The 18,770-nt window shown below is 73.3% G+C and carries 17 protein-coding genes; 11 read left to right on the forward strand and 6 right to left on the reverse strand.

Annotated features, from left to right (window positions below; all coding sequences use genetic code 11):
- Positions 1 to 4: 4 nt before the first annotated feature.
- The gene (locus BMW85_RS01150; protein WP_245774541.1) at positions 5 to 1,837 is read left to right on the forward strand and encodes a SpoIIE family protein phosphatase; all 1,833 of its coding nucleotides are present in this window, start codon (positions 5 to 7) and stop codon (positions 1,835 to 1,837) included.
- Between the two features lie 111 nt (positions 1,838 to 1,948).
- Positions 1,949 to 3,052 (forward strand): glycosyltransferase, encoded by a 1,104-nt coding sequence (locus tag BMW85_RS01155; protein ID WP_091075654.1) that lies wholly within the window; start codon positions 1,949 to 1,951, stop codon positions 3,050 to 3,052.
- Positions 3,053 to 3,118: 66 nt separating this feature from the next.
- On the opposite strand, the gene BMW85_RS01160 is transcribed toward BMW85_RS01155, so the two are convergent.
- On the reverse strand, positions 3,119 to 4,168 hold the full coding sequence (locus BMW85_RS01160; RefSeq protein WP_091075656.1) for a PucR family transcriptional regulator: 1,050 nt from the start codon (positions 4,166 to 4,168) through the stop codon (positions 3,119 to 3,121).
- Positions 4,169 to 4,275: 107 nt separating this feature from the next.
- On the opposite strand from BMW85_RS01160, the gene BMW85_RS01165 reads away from it, so the two are divergent.
- The 4 genes from BMW85_RS01165 to BMW85_RS01180 all read left to right on the forward strand — a co-directional run bounded on the left by BMW85_RS01165 (position 4,276) and on the right by BMW85_RS01180 (position 8,523).
- Positions 4,276 to 5,193, forward strand: a complete 918-nt coding sequence (locus BMW85_RS01165; RefSeq protein WP_091075659.1) for a proline dehydrogenase family protein — start codon at positions 4,276 to 4,278, stop codon at positions 5,191 to 5,193.
- Positions 5,194 to 6,819 (forward strand): L-glutamate gamma-semialdehyde dehydrogenase, encoded by a 1,626-nt coding sequence (gene pruA / locus BMW85_RS01170; RefSeq protein ID WP_091075661.1) that lies wholly within the window; start codon positions 5,194 to 5,196, stop codon positions 6,817 to 6,819.
- Positions 6,820 to 6,934: 115 nt separating this feature from the next.
- Positions 6,935 to 7,897 (forward strand): GlxA family transcriptional regulator, encoded by a 963-nt coding sequence (locus tag BMW85_RS01175; RefSeq protein ID WP_091075664.1) that lies wholly within the window; start codon positions 6,935 to 6,937, stop codon positions 7,895 to 7,897.
- Between the two features lie 2 nt (positions 7,898 to 7,899).
- Positions 7,900 to 8,523, forward strand: coding sequence for a DJ-1/PfpI family protein (locus BMW85_RS01180; protein WP_091075667.1), 624 nt, complete (start codon positions 7,900 to 7,902; stop codon positions 8,521 to 8,523).
- A gap of 97 nt (positions 8,524 to 8,620) precedes the next feature.
- Here the strand turns inward: BMW85_RS01180 and BMW85_RS01185 are convergent, their stop codons facing one another.
- Positions 8,621 to 9,280 carry an ArsR/SmtB family transcription factor gene (locus BMW85_RS01185; protein WP_177240445.1) on the reverse strand — a complete coding sequence of 220 codons (660 nt, stop codon included), beginning with the start codon at positions 9,278 to 9,280 and terminating at the stop codon, positions 8,621 to 8,623.
- Positions 9,281 to 9,353: 73 nt separating this feature from the next.
- Here BMW85_RS01185 and BMW85_RS01190 point away from each other — a divergent pair, with 73 nt between their 5' ends.
- Complete coding sequence (locus tag BMW85_RS01190) at positions 9,354 to 10,844, forward strand: MFS transporter (protein ID WP_091075727.1); 1,491 nt, start codon at positions 9,354 to 9,356, stop codon at positions 10,842 to 10,844.
- Positions 10,845 to 10,900: 56 nt separating this feature from the next.
- Positions 10,901 to 11,707 carry a serine/threonine-protein kinase gene (locus BMW85_RS01195; RefSeq protein ID WP_091075729.1) on the forward strand — a complete coding sequence of 269 codons (807 nt, stop codon included), beginning with the start codon at positions 10,901 to 10,903 and terminating at the stop codon, positions 11,705 to 11,707.
- Between the two features lie 279 nt (positions 11,708 to 11,986).
- On the opposite strand, the gene BMW85_RS01200 is transcribed toward BMW85_RS01195, so the two are convergent.
- Positions 11,987 to 12,733, reverse strand: coding sequence for a lysophospholipid acyltransferase family protein (locus BMW85_RS01200; RefSeq protein ID WP_091075731.1), 747 nt, complete (start codon positions 12,731 to 12,733; stop codon positions 11,987 to 11,989).
- Between the two features lie 21 nt (positions 12,734 to 12,754).
- Positions 12,755 to 13,921, reverse strand: coding sequence for a cytochrome P450 (locus tag BMW85_RS01205; protein ID WP_245774542.1), 1,167 nt, complete (start codon positions 13,919 to 13,921; stop codon positions 12,755 to 12,757).
- A gap of 121 nt (positions 13,922 to 14,042) precedes the next feature.
- Here BMW85_RS01205 and dhaK point away from each other — a divergent pair, with 121 nt between their 5' ends.
- From dhaK to dhaM, 3 genes are read left to right on the forward strand one after another with little or no spacing between them, the layout of a single operon-like run.
- Positions 14,043 to 15,023 carry a dihydroxyacetone kinase subunit DhaK gene (dhaK, locus tag BMW85_RS01210; RefSeq protein WP_091075735.1) on the forward strand — a complete coding sequence of 327 codons (981 nt, stop codon included), beginning with the start codon at positions 14,043 to 14,045 and terminating at the stop codon, positions 15,021 to 15,023.
- Complete coding sequence (gene dhaL / locus BMW85_RS01215; RefSeq protein WP_245774543.1) at positions 15,023 to 15,799, forward strand: dihydroxyacetone kinase subunit DhaL; 777 nt, start codon at positions 15,023 to 15,025, stop codon at positions 15,797 to 15,799. Before dhaK ends, dhaL begins: the two co-directional genes overlap by 1 nt.
- Complete coding sequence (gene dhaM / locus BMW85_RS01220; protein ID WP_091075738.1) at positions 15,799 to 16,173, forward strand: dihydroxyacetone kinase phosphoryl donor subunit DhaM; 375 nt, start codon at positions 15,799 to 15,801, stop codon at positions 16,171 to 16,173. The genes dhaL and dhaM overlap by 1 nt, the downstream gene beginning before the upstream one ends.
- Positions 16,174 to 16,207: 34 nt before the next feature.
- Here the strand turns inward: dhaM and BMW85_RS01225 are convergent, their stop codons facing one another.
- Positions 16,208 to 17,980: a thiamine pyrophosphate-binding protein gene (locus BMW85_RS01225; RefSeq protein ID WP_091075740.1), complete on the reverse strand. Its 1,773-nt coding sequence runs from the start codon at positions 17,978 to 17,980 to the stop codon at positions 16,208 to 16,210.
- Entirely contained in the window at positions 17,977 to 18,750 is a 774-nt protein-coding gene (locus BMW85_RS01230; protein WP_091075742.1) for a cyclase family protein, read from the reverse strand. Before BMW85_RS01230 ends, BMW85_RS01225 begins: the two co-directional genes overlap by 4 nt.
- Positions 18,751 to 18,770: the final 20 nt, after the last annotated feature.

An 18,770-nucleotide genomic window follows, 5' to 3' on the forward strand; every position in this document is an offset into this window, starting at 1 on the left:
GAGGATGACCATGCCGGACCTCGAACATGCGCTGGACGCGCTGGCTGGGCGCGTCACGTCGCTGCGTGAGGCGAGGACCGCCTATCCCAACGACCTGGCGCCCACGCTCGACGCGACCCTCGCCGAGCTCGACACTGCCGTCGAGCTGCTGGCCGAGGCGCGCGAGCAGCTGCGCAAGGCCCCCAAACGCACGACGGGCAGGAAGGACGGCGCGCAGCGCGAGCTGAAGCTGCTGCGGCAGGTGTTCCGGGCGTTCCCGGTGCCGGTGATCGTGCTCGACGGCGGTGGCGTGGTCAGGCGGATCAACCCCGAGACCTCGCAGATGCTGGGCAGCCCGGACGGCTATCTGGTCGGGCGCTCGTTCCCGCTGCTGGTGGACGTGTCGCGGCGGGCGGCGTTCCGCTCGCACCTGACGTCGGTGCTGCAGACCGGGCAACCGTCGGCGTTCGAGACCCGGCTGGCTCACCAGGGGCGCACCCACACCGTGCAGGTGGCGCTGACCAGGCTGACGATGCCGGGCGAGCCGCAGCAGATGGTGGCGGCCGTGGCGCTGCCGACGGAGGTGCAGCTTCCCGAGCCGGGCGCGCGGCGGCCCGAGCAGTCCGACGGCGCGCTGCTCATCGCCGCGGCCAAGCGGCAGGACCTGCTGGTCAAGATGGGCAAGCTGCTGCTGGACGAGCAGGCGCTGCTGCGCCCGGTCGCGGTGGCGCGGGCCACCCGCCTGCTGGCGGCCGAGTGGGCCGACTGGGTGATCGCCGATCTCGTACGTGACGGGCTGGCCCGCCGCTCGGCGGTGATGGGGCCGAAGAACCTGCCGGTCGCGGGGCTGGTCCGGCAGGTCGAGGCGAGCGACCCGATGGGCAGCCAGGTGGTGCTGCAGGTGCTGGAGCGGCGCACGGGCGTCGTCCAGGAGATGGTGGACGACGAGACGCTGTTTGGCTTCTCCGCCGAGGGGCCGCTGCTGACGGCGATGGGCGCGGGCTCGCTGGTGTGCGTGCCGATCGGCAACGGTGACGGCGCCCTGACGCTGGTGCGCGGGCACGACCGGCCGCCGTTCACGCTGGCGGACCTCGCGGTGCTGCAGGAGGTCGGGCTCCAGCTCGGCCTCGCGGTACGCGCCCAGAGCAGTTACCAGAGCCGTTCGCGGGCGGCGGACGCGCTGTCGGCGAGCGTCGCGCCGCGCAACCTGCCCGATGTGCCCGGCTACGAGGCCGCGGCCGTCTACCATCCCGGCTCGTCGGTGGGCGCGGAGTTCTACGACGTGTTCCCGGTCTCGAAGGGCTGGGGCTTCGCGCTGGGCGGCGCGGCGGGCAAGGGCGAGGAGGCCGCCTCGGTCAGCGCCATGGTGCGCGGCGGCCTGCGGGTGCTGAGCGCCTGGGAGTCCGATCCGGACCTGGTGATGCGCAAGGTCAACGAGGCGCTGGTGGCGCAGGGCACGGGCATGTTCGTGATGGCCGTGGCCGGGTTCGTCAAGGGCCGCACGCTGCGCATGTCGTCGGCGGGGCACCATCCGGCGGTGCTGCTGCAGCCCGACGGGGGCGTGCGCTACGCGGCCGGCGGCGGCGTGCCTCTGGGCATCGCGCCCGAGGCGGAGACGAGCGTGGAGACGCTGACGGTGGCTCCCGGGGAGACGCTGGTGCTCTATTCGGAGGGCCTGATCTCCTCCAGGAACGACCGGGGCGAGCCGTACGGCGAGGAGCGACTGGCCGATGTGCTGGCCAGATGCGCAGGTCAGGCGCCCAGCGCGGTGGTGAAGGCGGTCGAGGAGGACCGCAATCTGTTCTCCGGCGGCCAGGTTTGGGATGAGATCGTGGTGTTCGCGCTACGCGGTGTCTGAGTTGTGGGGGTTTGCGATCGCGGCAAACCTGGGTATTCTCTAGGGCACAGCCTTTCCGTGCCTAAGACGCAGGCACACCTTCTGACGCTTTTCACGTTGCTGAGGTGTGCCATGAACATCGCGATCGTCGCTTCCGCCGGAGGCAGCCAGCGCCACCGTCTGCTCGCCGTCGCCCGCGAGCTGGGCCGCGAGCACCACGTCACCATCTACTCCCGCCGTGACAACGCCGACGGCAAGCCCAAGACGAGGGTGGCCCCGGGTGTCACGCTGGAGCAGCTGGACGTGGGCCCGGCCAGGGACCTGCCCGCCGACGACGTGCTGCCCTACCTGAACGACCTCGGCGACCACCTCTCCAAGCGGTGGAACCACGACCGTCCCGACGTGATCCACGCGCACTCCTGGACCTGGGGCCTGGCCGCCGTGGCCGGCGCGCAGGGGTTGTCGGTGCCGGTGACGCAGACGTTCCACACCGTCGACACCGCGCATAAGGACGTCGAGCGGGCGCTCGGCCGCCGCGCCCGCGCCGTCATCGCCGGCTCGGGCGACGAGGAGTCCGCGCTGATCCGGCTCGGCGTGCCGCGCAACAACATCGCGATCGTGCCCCCGGGCGTCGACACCGAGCGTTTCCAGCGGCGCGGGCCCGTCGCCACCCGCGGCTCCCACAAGCGGCTGCTGCACGTCGGCCCGCTCACCCCCGACCGCGGCGCGCACACCATCGTGCGGGCGCTGCAGGGCCTGCAGGACGTCGAGCTGGTCATCGCCGGCGGCCCCGAGCCCGAGGACCTGGACGCCGACCGCGACGCCCGCCGCCTGCGCGTGCTGGCCGAGCAGCTCGGCGTCGCCGACCGCGTGACGCTGCTGGGCCAGGTCAAGCGCCCGGCCGTGCCGAAGCTCATGCGCAGCGCGGACGCCGTGGTGTCGGTGCCGCGCGAGGCCGCGAGCGGGATCGTCGCGCTGGAGGCCATGGCCTGCGGCGTGCCGGTCATCGCCTCGGCCGTCGGCGCGCACCTCGACTCCGTCATCGACGGCGTGACCGGCCTGCTGGTGCCGCCGGACCGCCCCGCCCGCACCGCGCGACTCGCCCGCGAGCTGCTCCAGGACCCGACGCTGCGCACCGCGCTCGGCTACGCGGGCGCCGACCGGGCGCGCTCGCGCTACTCCTGGGAGCGGGTCAGCCAGGAACTCGTACGGGTGTACGAGGCCGCCTGCGCCTGACGATCACGCGAACACCTCACCGGCTCCGGCAGGGCTTCCCTGCCGGAGCCGTTCGCGTTGCTCCGGCTACGGGCCCTCCTGGCGGCACAGGCGCGCGGCCTTGAGCCCCAGGTGGACGGCCAGGCGGTCGTCGCCGTCCGACAGGTCCCGGCCGGTCAGGCGCTCGGCCTTGCCCAGCCGGTAGTAGAGGGTCTGGCGGTGGACGCCCAGCTCGGCGGCGGCCTTCTGGGCGTGGCCGCCCTGGTCGAGGTAGACCTCCACGGTCTGGGCCAGCTCGTCGTCCAGCGCCGCGACCTCGGCCGCCAGCTCGCGCAGGTCCGGCAGGCCGAGCCGGGCCAGCAGGCGGTGCACGCCCAGGTCCTCCCAGCGGGCGACGGGGGCGTACCGGGGGAAGTGCTCGGCGATGCGCAGCGCCTGACGGGCCTCGCGCCAGCTCAGCCAGGCGTCGGCCAGGTCCGTACGGGGTGCGCCGACGCCGGCGGCGGTGCCGTACGCGCTCCGCACGGTCTGCGCCACCTCCCCCGCCAGGTACGCGGGGGCGAGCAGGGCGACCGGCGAGCCGGGGCGCGCCAGCACCCCGCGCGGCAGCGTCCACAGGGCGGCGACCCGCTCCTGCGACTCGCGTACCGCGATGGCCGTGACCGGGCCGGTGACCGGGCCGGCCGCCTCGACGGCGGCTCCCGCGCGCTCCTCCGGGTCGGCCGAGAACAGCGCGAGCAGCCCCCGCCCGAGGTCGCTGCGGCTCCTCGCCTCCTGGGCGAGCGCGGCGGCGGCCCTCGCCACGAGCGGCGCGGCGGCGGCCAGCCGTTCGTCGGTGAGGGCGCCGGAGTCGAGCAGCCACAGGTAGCCGTAGGTGACCTCGCCGTGCCGGAGCGGCCAGCACACCCGGGCGAGGACCCCGAGCGCGGCGTCGGCCGGGATCCGCACCGGGCCCGCCGCGCGGGCGATGCCGTAGCGTTCGAAGTAGTCGCGCACCTCGCCGCTGGCCCGCCTGCGCAGGATCGACTCCTGGCGGACCGTGTCGATGTCGCCGTGCTGCGCGCCATAAGCGAGCAGCCGGAACGAGCGGTCCTCCAGCGTGGCGGAGGCGCCCAGCCGGGCGGCGATCTCGTCCACGGTCTCTTGTAGAGCTGCCGGGTCATACATTTGTATGACAGCCTGCCACAAGAGGCGTTACGCCCGTCAATGGACCCCTCTGAGCTGGGATTTCTAGACTTGAGCACATGCTCGGTCAACTGCTGCTCGCCGCTTCCAGGAGTGGCCTCGTCCGCCGCTCCGTGTCAGGCTTCCCGCTCACCAACAAGGTGGTCCAGCGGTTCGTCGCGGGCGAGAGCGTCGAGGAGGCCCGCGTCGCCGTCGAACGCCTCCGTGACGCCAACCTGGCCGTGACCATCGACCACCTCGGCGAGGAGACGCTCGACGCGGACGCCGCCAAGGCCACCGCCGGCGCGTACATCACGCTGCTGGAGGCGCTGCGCCCGCTGGGGCTGGGCGCGCGCGGCGAGGTGTCGGTCAAGCTGTCGGCCGTCGGGCAGCGGCTCGACGACGCCATGGCGCTGGAGCACGCCCGCGAGATCTGCGCGGCCGCCGCGCTCAACGGCTCGACCGTGACCCTCGACATGGAGGACCACACCACCGTCGACTCCACCCTCGCCATCCTGCGCAAGCTGCGCGAGGACCACCCGGAGACGGGCGTGGCCGTCCAGGCGTACCTGTTCCGCAGCGAGGCGGACTGCCGCGACCTGTCCGCCGAGGGCTCCCGCGTACGGCTGGTCAAGGGCGCCTACCGCGAGCCCGCCTCCGTCGCCCACCAGAGCAAGGCCGAGGTCGACAAGGCGTACGTGCGATGCCTGCGGATCCTCATGGCGGGGAAGGGTTACCCCATGGTGGCGACGCACGACGACCGCCTGATCGCGATCACGGAGCTGCTCGCCGACCGTCACGGGCGGTCGATCGGCGACCACGAGTTCCAGATGCTCTACGGAATCCGGACCGACCGGCAGGAGTCCCTGGCGGGCGCCGGTCACACGGTCCGCGTCTACGTCCCGTACGGCGACGACTGGTACGGCTACTTCATGCGCCGCCTGGCGGAGCGCCCGGCCAACGTCGCCTTCTTCCTTCGCGCCCTTGGGGGTAAGTAAGTGGATGCCATCAGCAATGTCCCCACGCCCGTGAACGAGCCGATCCACGGCTACGCGCCGGGCAGCGCCGAGCGGGCCGCGCTGGAGGACCGTATCAAGGAGCTCTCCGGGGCCTCGCTCGACCTGACCATGACCATCGGCGGCGAGCAGCGGCTCGGCGGCGGCGCGCCCATCGACGTGGTGCAGCCGCACAACCATGCCTCCGTCCTGGGCCGTACCAACGACGCTACGGCCCAGGACGTGCGGGACGCCATCGACAACGCGCTCCAGGCGGCCCCCGCCTGGCGGGCGCTGTCGTTCGACGAGCGGGCGGCGATCTTCCTCAAGGCCGCCGACCTGCTCGCCGGACCGTGGCGGGCCACGCTCAACGCGGCCACGATGCTCGGCCAGTCGAAGTCGGTGCAGCAGGCGGAGATCGACGCGGCCTGCGAGCTGATCGACTTCCTGCGCTTCAACGTGTCCTACGCCCGGCAGCTCTACGCCGACCAGCCGATCTCGTCGCCCGGCGTGTGGAACCGGATGGAGTACCGGCCGCTTGAGGGGTTCGTGCTGGCGATCACGCCGTTCAACTTCACGGCCATCGCCGGCAACCTGCCCGCCTCGGCCGCGCTGATGGGCAACGTCGTGGTCTGGAAGCCGTCGCCGACGCAGCAGTTCGCCGCGCACTTCACGATGCGGCTGCTGGAGGAGGCCGGGCTGCCGCCGGGCGTCATCAACATGGTCACCGGCAACGGCCAGGGCGTCTCCGAGGCCGCGCTCACCCACCCGGCGCTCGCGGGCATCCACTTCACCGGGTCCACCGCGACGTTCCAGCACCTGTGGGCCACCGTGGGCCAGAACATCGCCTCCTACCACGCCTACCCGCGCCTGGTCGGCGAGACCGGCGGCAAGGACTTCGTGCTCGCCCACCCGTCCGCCGACCCGGCCGTGCTGTCCACGGCGCTGATCAGGGGCGCGTTCGAGTACCAGGGGCAGAAGTGCTCGGCGGCGTCGCGGGCGTACGTGCCGCGCTCCCTCTGGAACCGCGTGCGCGACGACTTCGTCGCCACGGCCGAGTCGCTGACCGTCGGGGACGTGACCGGCGACCTGTCGACGTTCATGGGGGCCGTCATCGACGGGCGGGCCTTCGCCAAGCACAAGGCGGCGATCGACCGGGCCCGCGAGTCCTCGGGCATCGACCTGCTCACCGGCTCCTACGACGACAGCACGGGCTGGTTCGTCCGGCCGACGGTCCTGGAGTGCGCCGACCCGACGGACGAGATCTTCGTCAAGGAGTACTTCGGGCCGATCCTCGGCGTGCACGTCTACGACGACGGCGACTTCGACCGGGTGCTCGACCAGATGGAGGGCGTGGCGCCGTACGCGCTGACCGGCTCGATCATCGCCCAGGACCGGTACGCCATCGCCTCGGCCTCGGAGCGGCTGCGCTTCGCGGCGGGCAACTTCTACGTCAACGACAAGCCGACGGGCGCGGTCGTGGGGCAGCAGCCGTTCGGCGGCGCGCGGGCCTCCGGCACCAACGACAAGGCCGGGTCGATCTTCAACCTGATCCGCTGGGTGAACGCCCGCACGATCAAGGAGCTGTTCGTCCCGCCCACGGACCACCGTTACCCGCACATGGGCTGAGTCCCTGATCGTGCCGCGTCACCGAGCCCCCGGGGTGTTCCCCGGGGGCTCGTGGCGTGATGTGCAACAGTTGTGTCGTTGACGCCACGCCGCCGCCGCGACCAGCATGAAAGGCATGCAGCGGAGGATCGTGGTCGTCGTCTTCCCCGGCTTCCAGCTCCTCGATCTGGCCGGGCCCGCCGACGTGTTCGGCACGGCGGAGCTGGTCGTGCCCGGCTCCTACCGGGTCGAGGTGGTCGCGCCGGGCGGCGGTCTCGTGCCCGCGGGCAACGGCGTCACGGTCGCGGCGAGCGCCCTCGACGAGGTCGAGGGGCCGATCGACACGCTGATGGTGGCTGGTGGCCTGTCGGTGCCCGGGCACCTGGCCGACGCCGGGCTGGTCGGCGGCATCGCGGCGCTGGCCGGGGCGGCGCGGCGTACCGCGTCGGTGTGCAACGGGGCGTTCCTGCTGGCCGAGGCCGGCCTCCTGGAACGCCGCCGGGCCACCACCCACTGGCTGAGCGCCGGCGAGCTGCGCGCGCGTTACCCGGACGTCGAGGTGGACGCCGACCCGCTCTACATCGAGGACGGCCACGTCTGGACCTCGGCCGGGGTGCTGTCCGGGGTCGATCTCGCGCTGGCGCTCGTGGCCAGGGACCTCGGGCACGAGACGGCCGGGCGGGTCGCCCGGGGGCTCGTCGTCTACCTGCACCGGCCCGGCGGGCAGAGCCAGTTCAGCCTGCCGATGGCGGCGCTGACGCCGCGCAGCGAGCCGCTGCGTGAGCTGCAGGCGTACATCGACGCCCATCCCCGCGCCGACCTCAGCGTGCCCGCGCTCGCCGCGCGGGCGGGCATGAGCGAGCGGCACTTCTCCCGCGTCTTCACCCGCCAGACCGGGCTCTCCCCCGGCCGGTACGTCGAGCGCAGCCGCGCCGACGCCGCCCGGCGGCTCCTGGAGACCACCGACCATCCGCTGGAGACGGTGGCCAGGCGGTCCGGGCTCGGGACGGCCGAGACGCTCTACCGCGTCTTCCGCCGCCACTGGCGGGTCTCACCCGGCGACCACCGCCGCCGGTTCTCATCACCTAAGGAGCATTGACGATGCACGTGGCCATCCCTCTCTATCCCCGTTTCACGGCACTGGACGCGGTCGGGCCCTATACGGTGCTCGCCTTCGCGCCCGGCTGGCGAGTGACGTTCGTCGCGGCCGAGCCGGGCCCGGTGACCGACGACCGGGGCGCGCTCAGCCTCGCCGCCACCGCCTCCTACGACGACGTGCCCGACCCCGACGTGATCGTGGTGCCCGGCGGCCCCGGCACCTTCGACGCGCTCGCCGACGAGGCCCTGCTCGGCTGGATCCGGCGGGCGCACGAGCGTACGAGCTGGACGACGTCCGTGTGCAGCGGCTCCCTGCTGCTCGGCGCGGCCGGCCTGCTCGACGGCCTGAGCGCCACCACCCACTGGGCGGCGCTGGAGCTGCTGCGGCAGTACGGGGCGGAGCCGGTGAGCGAGCGCACGGTCGTCCAGGGCAAGGTGGTGACGGCGGCCGGGGTGTCGGCGGGCATCGACATGGCGCTGACGCTGCTGGCGCGGGCCAGGGACGAGGAGACGGCGCAGGCGGTGCAGCTCGCCATCGAGTACGACCCGCGGCCGCCGTTCGACGCGGGCTCGCCGCGTACGGCGCCGGCGGGCCTCACCGACCGCGCCCTCCAGCTCATCGTCTGACCTCCACGCATCCGTGGGCCGAGGGGGCCTCCCTGACCGAGGGGAGGCCCCCTCGTCACGCCGGCTCACCCTCGTGTCACGCCGGACCAGCCTCCTGTCACGCCGGACCAGCCTCTTGGCCCGCCGGATCAGCCTCTTGGCCCGCCGCTTCATCCTCGGGAACGGCGCCCAGCGGCAGCACGTCGAAGTGGATCACCACGTGCCCGGTCGACGGATCACGGCCCTCCTCCGCCGCCTCGGCCTGCCTGCCGTCCGCGACCGTACGGTAGCGCTCCAGCACCTCCAGCACCTGATCGCGCAGCTCGGCGGTCTCCTCCACGGTGAGCCGCAGCGACCGGCGCCCGAACCCGCTCGCCTCCACCCACTCCGCCGGCGCCCGTGACGCCCCTTCCCGCCATCTCGCCAGCTCGCTCCCCCGCTGGCGTACGAGGTCGTCCAGCAGGACCTCCAGGGCGCTGGCCGCCTCGGCGTCGGGCGGCGCGTCGCCGTAGGTGAAGCCGCCGGGCACGACCCGCCAGTATTTCTCCTTGCCCCGCCCCATCCCGGCCGCGACCTCGATCATGCCGTGCCTGGCCAGCTCCCTGAGGTGGTAGCTCGTCGCTCCGGTGTTCTCCCCGAGCAGCGCGGCGAGGCCGGTCGCGGTCGCCGGGCCGCGCTCGTCGAGCAGCTCGTAGATGCGCAGTCGCAGCGGGTGCGCGAACGACTTCAGCGCGTTCGCGTCAAGCGTACGGGCGGAGAAGCTCTTGCTCTTTCTCACGTGCAAGCCTATCTTTGCAAAGAAATCTATGCACACTTTTCCTTGTAAGCCTTCACCCTACTGGAGTCATGTCATGTCCGGCCATGGCCTCGGGCGGCCTTTCGCCTTCCTGTGGTCCTCCACCGCGCTGTCCAACCTCGCCGACGGCGTGCTCAAGGTCGGCGCGCCCCTGCTGGCGGTGTCGATGACCCGCTCCCCCACCCTGGTCTCCCTCGTGGGCGCGGCGGCCACCCTGCCCTGGCTGCTGCTCGCGCTGCCCGCCGGCGCCGTCGCCGACCGCGCCGACCGCCGCCACATCATGGCGGGAGCGGGGGCTGTCAGGGCCGTCGCGCTGGCGGTCGCGGCGCTGCTGGCGGCGTCGGGGACGCTCGACCTGTGGGTGCTGCTCGCGGCCGTGCTGGCGGCCGGCGTGGCCGAGGTCTTCGCCGACACCTCGGCGCAGGCCGTCCTGCCGATGACCGTGCCCGCCTCCCAGCTCACGCGGGCCAACGGCCGGGTGTCCAGCGCCCAGCAGATCGGCAACGAGTTCGCCGGCGCACCCGTGGCCGGGCTCCTGGTCGGCCTCTTACCAGCCGCCGTCTTCGGCGCCCCGGCCCTGCTGTACGCCGCCGCAGCAGCACTCCTGCTCGGCATGCGCGGCACCTACCGTCCAACCAGAAACACCCCACCAGGCAGCGCCCCGGCCGAGGGCACCGCGCCGGACAGCAGCCCGGCCGGGGGCACCACGCCGCACGACAGCCCGGCCGGAGGCACCACGCCGCACGACAGCCCGGCCGGAGGCACCACGCCGGACAGCAGCCCTGCCGCGAACACCACGCCCGGCAGCGGCCCTGCCGCGAACACCACGCCGAACGGCAGCCCCGCCGCGAGCGGGCCGGGGCGAAGGGCGTCGGGGAGGGCGCCGTCAGGTCCGCTGCTGCGGGAGATCGGCGAGGCGCTGCGCTTCCTGCTGGCCCATCGAGTGCTGCGCAGCCTGGCGATCACCGCGGGCCTGCTCAACCTCGCCAACTCCGCCTACTTCGCCGTCTTCGTCCTGTGGGCGGTGGGCGACGGCTCGGCGATCGGCCTGCCGCCGGAAGGGTACGGCCTGATGATGACGGCCTTCGCCGCCGGCGCGGTGCTCGGCTCGCTGCTGGCCGAGCGCATCGCCGGGATCTTCGGGGAGTTCCGCGCGCTGACGAGCTGCTGGCTGGCCAGCAGCCTGCTGCTCCTGGTGCCGGTCGTCGCGCCGTCCCCGTGGGCGCTCTACCCGACCGCCGTGCTCTGGGGCGTCTGCGGAGCGGCCGCCAACGTGCTGGTGATCTCCACGAGGCAGCGGCTGATCCCGCCGGAGCTGCTCGGCCGGGTGAATTCGGCCTACCGGCTCGTCGGCATGGGCGGCATGCCGCTGGGGGCTGCGCTCGGGGGTGTCGTGGCGGAGTTCGCGGGGCTTCCAGCCGTCCTGCTGGGGTCGATCGGCGTGTGTCTGCTCGGGGTCGGACTGGTGCGGCACGCCTTGGCGGATCGAATTTCTAGGCCCTTGACCAGCAGCGCCGCACTTCCTGACATAACCAGATCACTTTAGGCACCCTATGGAGTGTGTTGAAGTGACATGATTATCCCCGAGTCTGAGGGGATGGTATGCGGAAGATCGGCGGACGGTACCTCCTGCACGAGGAGGCCGGTCGTGGGGGTATGGGAGTCGTCTGGCGTGCGTTCGATCAGCTCCTCCACCGAACGGTGGCGCTCAAGGAGCTGACCTTGGCCGGTGAGGTCGAGATGGTACGCCGCCGGGTGCTGCGTGAGGCCAGGATGGCTGCTGGGCTGACGCATCCCAACATCGTCACCGTCCACGACCTCATGGAGGAGGCCGGCAAGCTCTGGATCGTGATGGAGTACCTCGACGGGCTCTCACTGCACCAGTTGCTGTCGCAGGTCGGCACGCTCCCGGCGCAGTCGGTCGCGGCCATCGGGCAACACCTGCTCGCCGCGCTGCGCACCGCGCACCAGGCCGGGGTGCTGCACCGCGACGTGAAGCCCGCGAACGTCATGCTGACCGGCGACCGGGTGGTGCTGACCGACTTCGGCATAGCCACGGCCGAGGGCGACATCCGCATGACGACGTCGCGGCGGCTGCGCGGCACACCCGCCTTCATGGCGCCCGAGCGCCTGCACGGCGGCCCGGCCAGCAAGGAGGCCGACATGTGGTCCTTCGGCGCCACGCTCTACAGCGCGGTCGAGGGGCAGCCTCCCTACCCGGGGCAGGACGCGGCCACGGTCCTCGGCATGGCGCGCAGCGGGCCCTACCCGCCGCCGCGCCGGGCCGGCGTGATGCGTCCCCTGCTCGAAGGGCTGCTGCACCACGACCCTGTACGCCGGTTCACGCCGGAGCAGACGGCGGGGCTCCTGGCGGGCATGCGCGCCAGCGCCTACCAGGCAGCCATCTGACCACCAACGGCACTTGACGCGCCCGCCGACAGGCTGAAGAGTCGGCGGGCGCGCCCGCAGCCACCAACAGATTGGTGTCGCCGGGTGCGCTTCACCCACCGACAGGACGGTGTCGGTGGGTGCGCTTCGCTCCCCAGTGGTGTGGAGTCGGCGGGGGGCCGCAGCCGCCGACCCATCGATTCGCCGCCCGCGCGCTGGGGGCGGCGCGGGGCGGGGCGGGTCAGTCCTTCTCACGCGGGCGGCGGGGAACGGTGGCGATGTCCCACCTGCCGGTCGCGGTCAGTCCTTCTTGGCGCGGGCGGCGGCTTCGGCGGCGTCCAGGGCGGCGGCCTCTTCCGGGGTCGGGGCGGTGCCGCCCAGGTGGGCGGGCTGCCACCACACGCCCGGCGTGATCTCCGGGTACGTCCGCTGCGCCCGGTCCACCAGCGTCGAGATGCGCTCGTGCAGGTCGAGCGTGTGCTTGTTGACGTCCTCGCCGCGCTTGGGGTACATCGGCTCCCCCACGAGGATGGTCAGCGGGATGTGGCGCTGGAGCAGCTTGCGGGGGCGGCCCTTGGTCCAGAAGCGCTGGCTGCCCCAGAGGGCCACAGGGATGACCGGCACGTTCGTCGCCTGGGCCATGCGGATGGCGCCGTTCTTGATCTCTTTGACCGTGAACGAGCGGCTGATAGTAGCTTCGGCGAAGACGCCGACCACCTCGCCGGCCTTGAGCATGCGCAGCGCGGTGGCGTACGAGCCCGCGCCCGCCCCCCGGTCGACCGGGATGTGGTGCATGCCGCGCATGAGCGGCCCGGAGATCCGGTGTTCGAAGACGTCCTGTTTGGCCATGAAGCGCACCAGCCGCCGGGACGGGTGCGCGGCCCAGCCGGCGAAGATGAAGTCCAGGTAGCTGATGTGATTGCTCACCAGCACCGCTCCGCCGCTGCGCGGCACGTTCTCGGTCCCCTCCAGGTGGAAGCGGACGTCGAGCGCGCGAAAGAAGGTCCGCGCGGCGGCGATCACCGGCGGGTACACAATCTCAGCCATGTGCAGAAGGTAGCAGCCGGATCAGGCAGGTCGGGCGGTGGTGGGAAGGCTGATCATGCCCCGGACGTTGCCGTGCGCGGTCCGCCGGATGCCCTCCTGGTGGATGTGGTAGTCGGGCGCGACGGCCTTGGTCAGCTCCTCCAGCGTGATCCGGCCCTCCAGGCGGGCGAGGGCGGCCCCGAGACAGTAGTGGCGGCCGACGCCGAAGCTGATGGCGCGGGAGGTGTCGCGGCCGAGGTCGTACACGTCGGGGTCGGGGAAGACGTCCTCGTCGCGGTTGGCGGAGCCGATGAGCACCCACATCTTGGCGTCGCGCGGCACGAGCACGCCGTGCAGCTCGGTGGGTCCGGTGAGGCGGCGGGCGGTTCCGTGCGCCGGCGTGTCGTAGCGCAGCGACTCCTCCACCCACTGCGGCACGCCGCCGTCGAAGGCGATCTCGCGCTGCTCGGGGTTGCGCCAGGCCCAGTACCAGGCCGCGCAGAGCAGGTGGGTCGTGGTCTCCGAGCCCGCCCCGATCAGCAGGAACAGGAACGCGACGATCTCCTCGTCGGTGAGGTCTCCGTCGGCGACGAGCGCGGAGACGAGGTCGTCGCGCGGCTCGGCGCGGCGCTGGGCGACGACGGAGGCGTAGTAGTCGCCGAGGGACAGCAGGCCGCGGAGCCCGGACTCGGTGAGGGTGGTGGCGAGGTCGTGCCTCAGCAGGATGCTCTCGGTGCGCCGCACCTTGTGCCGCCGCGACGACGGCACGCCCATCAGCTCGGAGATCACGTCGAGCGGCAGCTTCGCGGCGAGGTCGGCGGCGAAGTCGAACGTGCCCTTCGCCAGCCTCTCCTCGATGTAAGCGCGGGCGATCTCGCGGATCATGGGTTCGAGCGCGGCGATCCGGCGCGGCGTGAACGCCCGGGACACGACGGCCCGCATCCGGGTGTGGTCGGGCGGGTCCATGGCCACGAACGACAGGTACGCCCGCGCCTGAGGCGTCCAGGCCCCGGCGTCGATCATGGGGCCGTGGTCGCTGGAGTACCGCGCGCTGTCCACGAGCGCGGCGGCGACGTCGGCGTGCCTCGACAGGGCCCAGAAGCCGAGCTCCGGGTTGTGGTAGAGCGGGGCATCGCGGCGTAAACGGGCGTAGACGGGGTACGGATCGTCGTTGATCGACGGGTCGTAGGGGTTGTAGTTGACGTCCACCCCGTCCACGCTACGACGCCCGCGTCTCGGTGAGAACGGGGCAGATCCGGCGATCCGCTCCTGGGCCGGGCGGAGGCGGCCCTTGTAGGCTCGCCTCACGTGCCGACAGGCTGGAGATCCGATGAAGAAGCTCATCAACTCGGCGAACTCCGTCGTCGCGGACGCGCTCAACGGCATGGCCGCGGCCCATCCGTCGCTGCGGGTGCGCGACCAGGTGGTCTACCGCGCCGAGGGGCCGCGCCAGGGAAAGGTCGGCCTGGTCTCGGGCGGCGGCTCGGGGCACGAGCCGCTGCACGCCGGGTTCGTCGGGTACGGCATGCTCGACGCGGCCTGCCCCGGCGAGGTCTTCACCTCACCGGTGCCCGACCAGATCATCGACGCCACGAAGGCCGTGGACGGCGGCGCGGGCGTGCTGCACATCGTCAAGAACTACACCGGCGACGTGCTGAACTTCGAGATGGCCGCCGAGCTGGTCGAGGACGTCGAGGTGGCGAGCGTCCTGGTGGACGACGACGTGGCCGTCCAGGACTCCCTCTACACGGCCGGCCGCCGGGGCACCGGCGCCACGCTGTTCGTGGAGAAGATCGCCGGGGCGCTGGCGGAGGAGGGCGCGCCGCTGGCCGAGGTCGCGGCGGTGGCGCGCGAGGTGGACGAGCGCAGCCGCTCGTTCGGCATCGCGCTCACCTCCTGTACGACGCCGCACGCCGGCAAGCCGACCTTCGACCTGCCGGACGACCAGGTGGAGCTGGGCATCGGCATCCACGGCGAGCCGGGGCGGGCCCGTGCGCCCATGGCGTCGGCGCGCGAGCTGGCCGGGGTGGCGATGGAGGCGCTTCACGGGGATCTGCCGCTGAGCGGCGACCTGCTGGTCATGGTCAACGGCATGGGCGGGACGCCGCTGATGGAGCTGTACGTGGTGTTCGCCGAGGTGGAGTCGTTCGTCAAGGGGAAGGGGGCGCGGGTGGCGCGGTCGCTGGTCGGCAATTACGTGACAAGTCTGGATATGCAGGGGTTTTCCGTTACGGTCTGCCGGCTCGACGACACGCTGACCCGCCTGTGGGACGCGCCGGTCGAGACGCCGGCGCTGCGCTGGGGGCGCTGATGTCCACCCCGGGCAACGACGACGGCAACCCGGGCGCCGAGGACACGGGCACCCGGGTCGGGGGGACGGGCACGGGCACGGGGACGGGCACCGGTGCCGGGGGCGGGGGCGGCAGGCCCATGGACGCGGGGTTCTTCGTGGCGTGGTTCGAGGAGGCGGCCGGGCTGGTCCGGCGCGACCGCGACCGGCTGACCGAGTTGGACGCCGCCATCGGCGACGCCGACCACGGCACGAACCTGGACCGCGGCCTCACCGAGGTCGTCCAGGCCCTCGCCGGCTCGCCGCCCGAGTCTCCGGGGCAGGTGCTCTCCGTGGTCGGAGCGACGCTGATCAGGAAGGTGGGCGGCGCGTCGGGCCCGCTCTACGGCTCGGTGTTCCGGCAGATGGGACGGAGCATCGCGGAGCCGGTGACGCTGGCGGGGTTCGCGGCGGCGTTCGAGGAGGGCGTGGTCGCGCTGGAGCGGCTCGGCAAGGCCGCGCTCGGCGACAAGACGATGGTGGACGCGCTGGTCCCCGCCTCGCGGGCGCTGGCACTGGCGCTGCGGGACGGCGTCGGGACACCGGAAGCGTTCGAGCTGGCGGCGCGGGCCGCCGCCGAGGGCGCGGCGGGCACGATCCCGCTGCAGGCGCGCAAGGGCCGGGCCAGCTACCTCGGCGAGCGCAGCATCGGGCACGAGGATCCGGGGGCGGCGTCGTCGGCGCTGTTCCTGGCGGCCCTGGCCTCAGTGGCCGCGGACGGCCCCGGCCCGGCGGCGGGAGCGGCGGGAGCTGCGTGATGGTGGGCGTGGTGGTGGTGTCGCACAGCGCCGGACTGGCGCGCGAGGTCGTGGCCCTGGTACGCGGGATCGCGGGCGAGGAGGTGCCCGTGGCGGCGGCCGGGGGCACCGAGGACGGCGGGCTCGGCACCAGCCTGGACCTCGTCGAGGCCGCCGTACGCGAGGTGGACCAGGGCGACGGCGTGCTGCTCGTGCCCGACCTCGGCAGTTCGGTGCTGACCGCCCGGCTGCTGGAGGAGCCGGGCCGGATCGTGGTGGCGGACGTGCCGTTCGTGGAGGGCGCGATCGCGGCGGCGGTGATGGCGGGCACGGGAATGCCGCTGCCCGACGTCCTGGCCGCCGCCGACGAGGCCCGCACCGTCCGCAAGATGTGACAGCAGGCTCTGGTGGCGGGCTGCGGTGGCTGGGTCAGTGGCCCTTGAACGCCTCCTCCAGCCACCACGACCCCCGGTCACGCGTCACCTTGGCGTGGACGAGCAGCGGCCGGTCGCGCGGCCCCTTGAGCCACTCCGCCACGCCGCCCAGATCGCCCTCCCGCGTGACGGTCACGGCGGCGAAGCCGTGCCCGCGCGCGATCGCGGCCAGGTCGGCCGGCGGGAAGGTGACGGTGTCCAGCGGGTGCCCGTGCGGCCCGAAGTGGTGCACCTCGGCGCCGTACGCCTCGTCGTCGTAGACCACGACCACCATCGGCAGGCCCAGCCGGACGACGGTCTCCAGCTCGGCGGCGCCCATGAGCGCGCCGCCGTCGCCGAGCGCGGCCACCGGCAGCCGGTCGGGCCGGGCCACGGCCGCGCCGATCGCGGTGGCCAGGCCGAGTCCGACCGACTGGAACGCCTGGGTGAAGCAGAACCCGTTCTCGTCGGGGACGTCGAGGAACATCGACGGGTACCCCATGAAGTTGCCGCTGTCGACGGCCACGACGCGCTCGGCCGGGAGGAGGTCGTCCAGGCCGATGGTGAGCGTCCGCGGGTCGATGCGGCCGCCGTCGCCCTGGTCCTCGTACGGGACCGCCCGCCAACGGCCTTCGGCCCGGATCCGGCTCTCGAGGGCGGCCGAGCGGTAGCCCGCCGCGGCCGGGACGAGGCCGGTCAGGGCCGAGGCGACGGCGGCCGTGTCGCCCGTGACGCCCAGGTCGACGGGCACGTGGACGCCGATCGCGGCGGGGTCGAGGTCCACCTGGACGACCTGGCCGGCGGCCGGGAGCAGGGAGCCGTGCCGGGTGGTCCACATGTTGAGCGCGCAGCCCCAGCCGACGACGAGGTCGGCTCCCGTGATCAGCTCGGCGGCCAGCGGGGTGGCGAAGCCGCCGGACACGTCCAGGTCCCACGGGCTGCCCCGGAACAGGCCGCGGGCGACGGCCGAGGTGGCGAGGAGGGCGCCCGTCCGCTCGGCGAGCGCCTCCAGCTCCCGCCGCGCGTGCCGGGCGCCCCGGCCGGCGATGAACACCGGCCGCGACGCCTCGGCCAGCAGGCGGGCGAGCGCGTCCACCTCGGCCGGGAGCGGCAGATCCGCCTCGTCCCCACCGGCGGCGGACCAGGCGGCCGGCCCGAATCCGCCGACGGCGGCCCTCGCCCCCGACCCGGATCCGGTCGCGGTCGCCCCAGGTCCGCCCGCGGTCGGCCCGGATCCGCCCGCGGTCGGCCCGGATCCGGAGACGGACCTCGCGGCCGGGCCGGAGCCGGCGGTGGGGGCGGCGGGGCAGGGCTGGGACTGGACGTCGAGGGGCAGGCTCAGCAGGACCGTGCGGCGTTCCTCGACCGCGACCCGGTACGCCTCCTCCGCCCGCTCCCACGCCTCCTCACCCGACGTGACCCGCATCGCCACCGCGCCGACGGCCGCCACGAGCGCGTCCTGGTCGATGTGGAAGTTGGAGCGGCGGTCGGTGGCCTCGCCGGCGAGGACGACGAGCGGCGTGCGGCTCTTGGCCGCCTCCGCGATGCCGGTCAGGGCGTTGGTGAGGCCGGGCCCCTGGTGCACGGACAGGACGCCGGCCCGCCCGCTCATCCGCGCGTAGGCGTCGGCCATGGTCGCCGCGCCGCCCTCGTGGCGGGCCGCGACGAACCGCGCCCCCGCCGCGACCAGGGCGTTGGTGACGTGGAAGTTGCCGCTGCCGACCACGCCGAAGACGGCCTCGACGCCCCGGGCGGCGAGGGCGCGGCCGACCGCCTCGGCGACGATCACCGTTCGACCAGGGCGAGTACGCGGACGGGGCTGCCGGAGCCGCCGAGGATGGGCAGCGGCGGGGCGACCACGACGGCGCCGGTCACCGGCAGGCGGTCGAGGTTGCGGAGCTGGGTGAGGCCGTACTTGCCGGCGCCGAGGAGGAAGGCGTGGCAGGGGAAGGGCGGGTCGAAGGAGTGGGCGGCGCCGGCGTCGGTGCCGACGGTCTCGACGCCGAGGCCGAGGATCGGGGTCTCGGTGGCCAGCCAGGCGGCGCACTCGGCGGAGATGCCGGGCGTGTGGGAGCCGGTCTCGTCGGCGTTGTGGAAGGCGGCGCTGTCGGCGGCGCGGGCGTCCCAGCCGGTGCGGTAGAGCAGCCAGCCGCCCTCGGGCAGCGGCCCGTTGGCGCGTTCCCACTCCTTGACGTGGTCGATCTGGAGGAGGAAGTCGGGGTCCTTGGACGCCTCGGCGGCCAGGTCGAGCACGACGGCGGGGGCGATCAGCTGGCCGGCGGGGACCTGGGAGACGTCCTCGCCGTCGCGTCCGGTGGCCCAGTGGATGGGCGCGTCGAAGTGCGTGCCGGTGTGCTCGCCGGTGTGGATGTCGTTCCAGTACCAGGCGGGGCCGCGGTCGTCGTAGCGGCTGATCTCCTCCAGCCGGAACGGGATCGTGTTGCCGAACGGTTCGGGGAGCTGGAGGATCGGCGTGTCGGCCGAGAGCGGTGCGGTGAGGTCGATCACCTCGATGGCGCCGCTGCGTACGCTGTCCACGAAGTTTCTCAAGACCGACATGTCATCCTCCTCGATGTGGC

This window comes from Nonomuraea wenchangensis (assembly GCF_900111685.1).
GTDB classification, from domain to species: domain Bacteria; phylum Actinomycetota; class Actinomycetes; order Streptosporangiales; family Streptosporangiaceae; genus Nonomuraea; species Nonomuraea wenchangensis.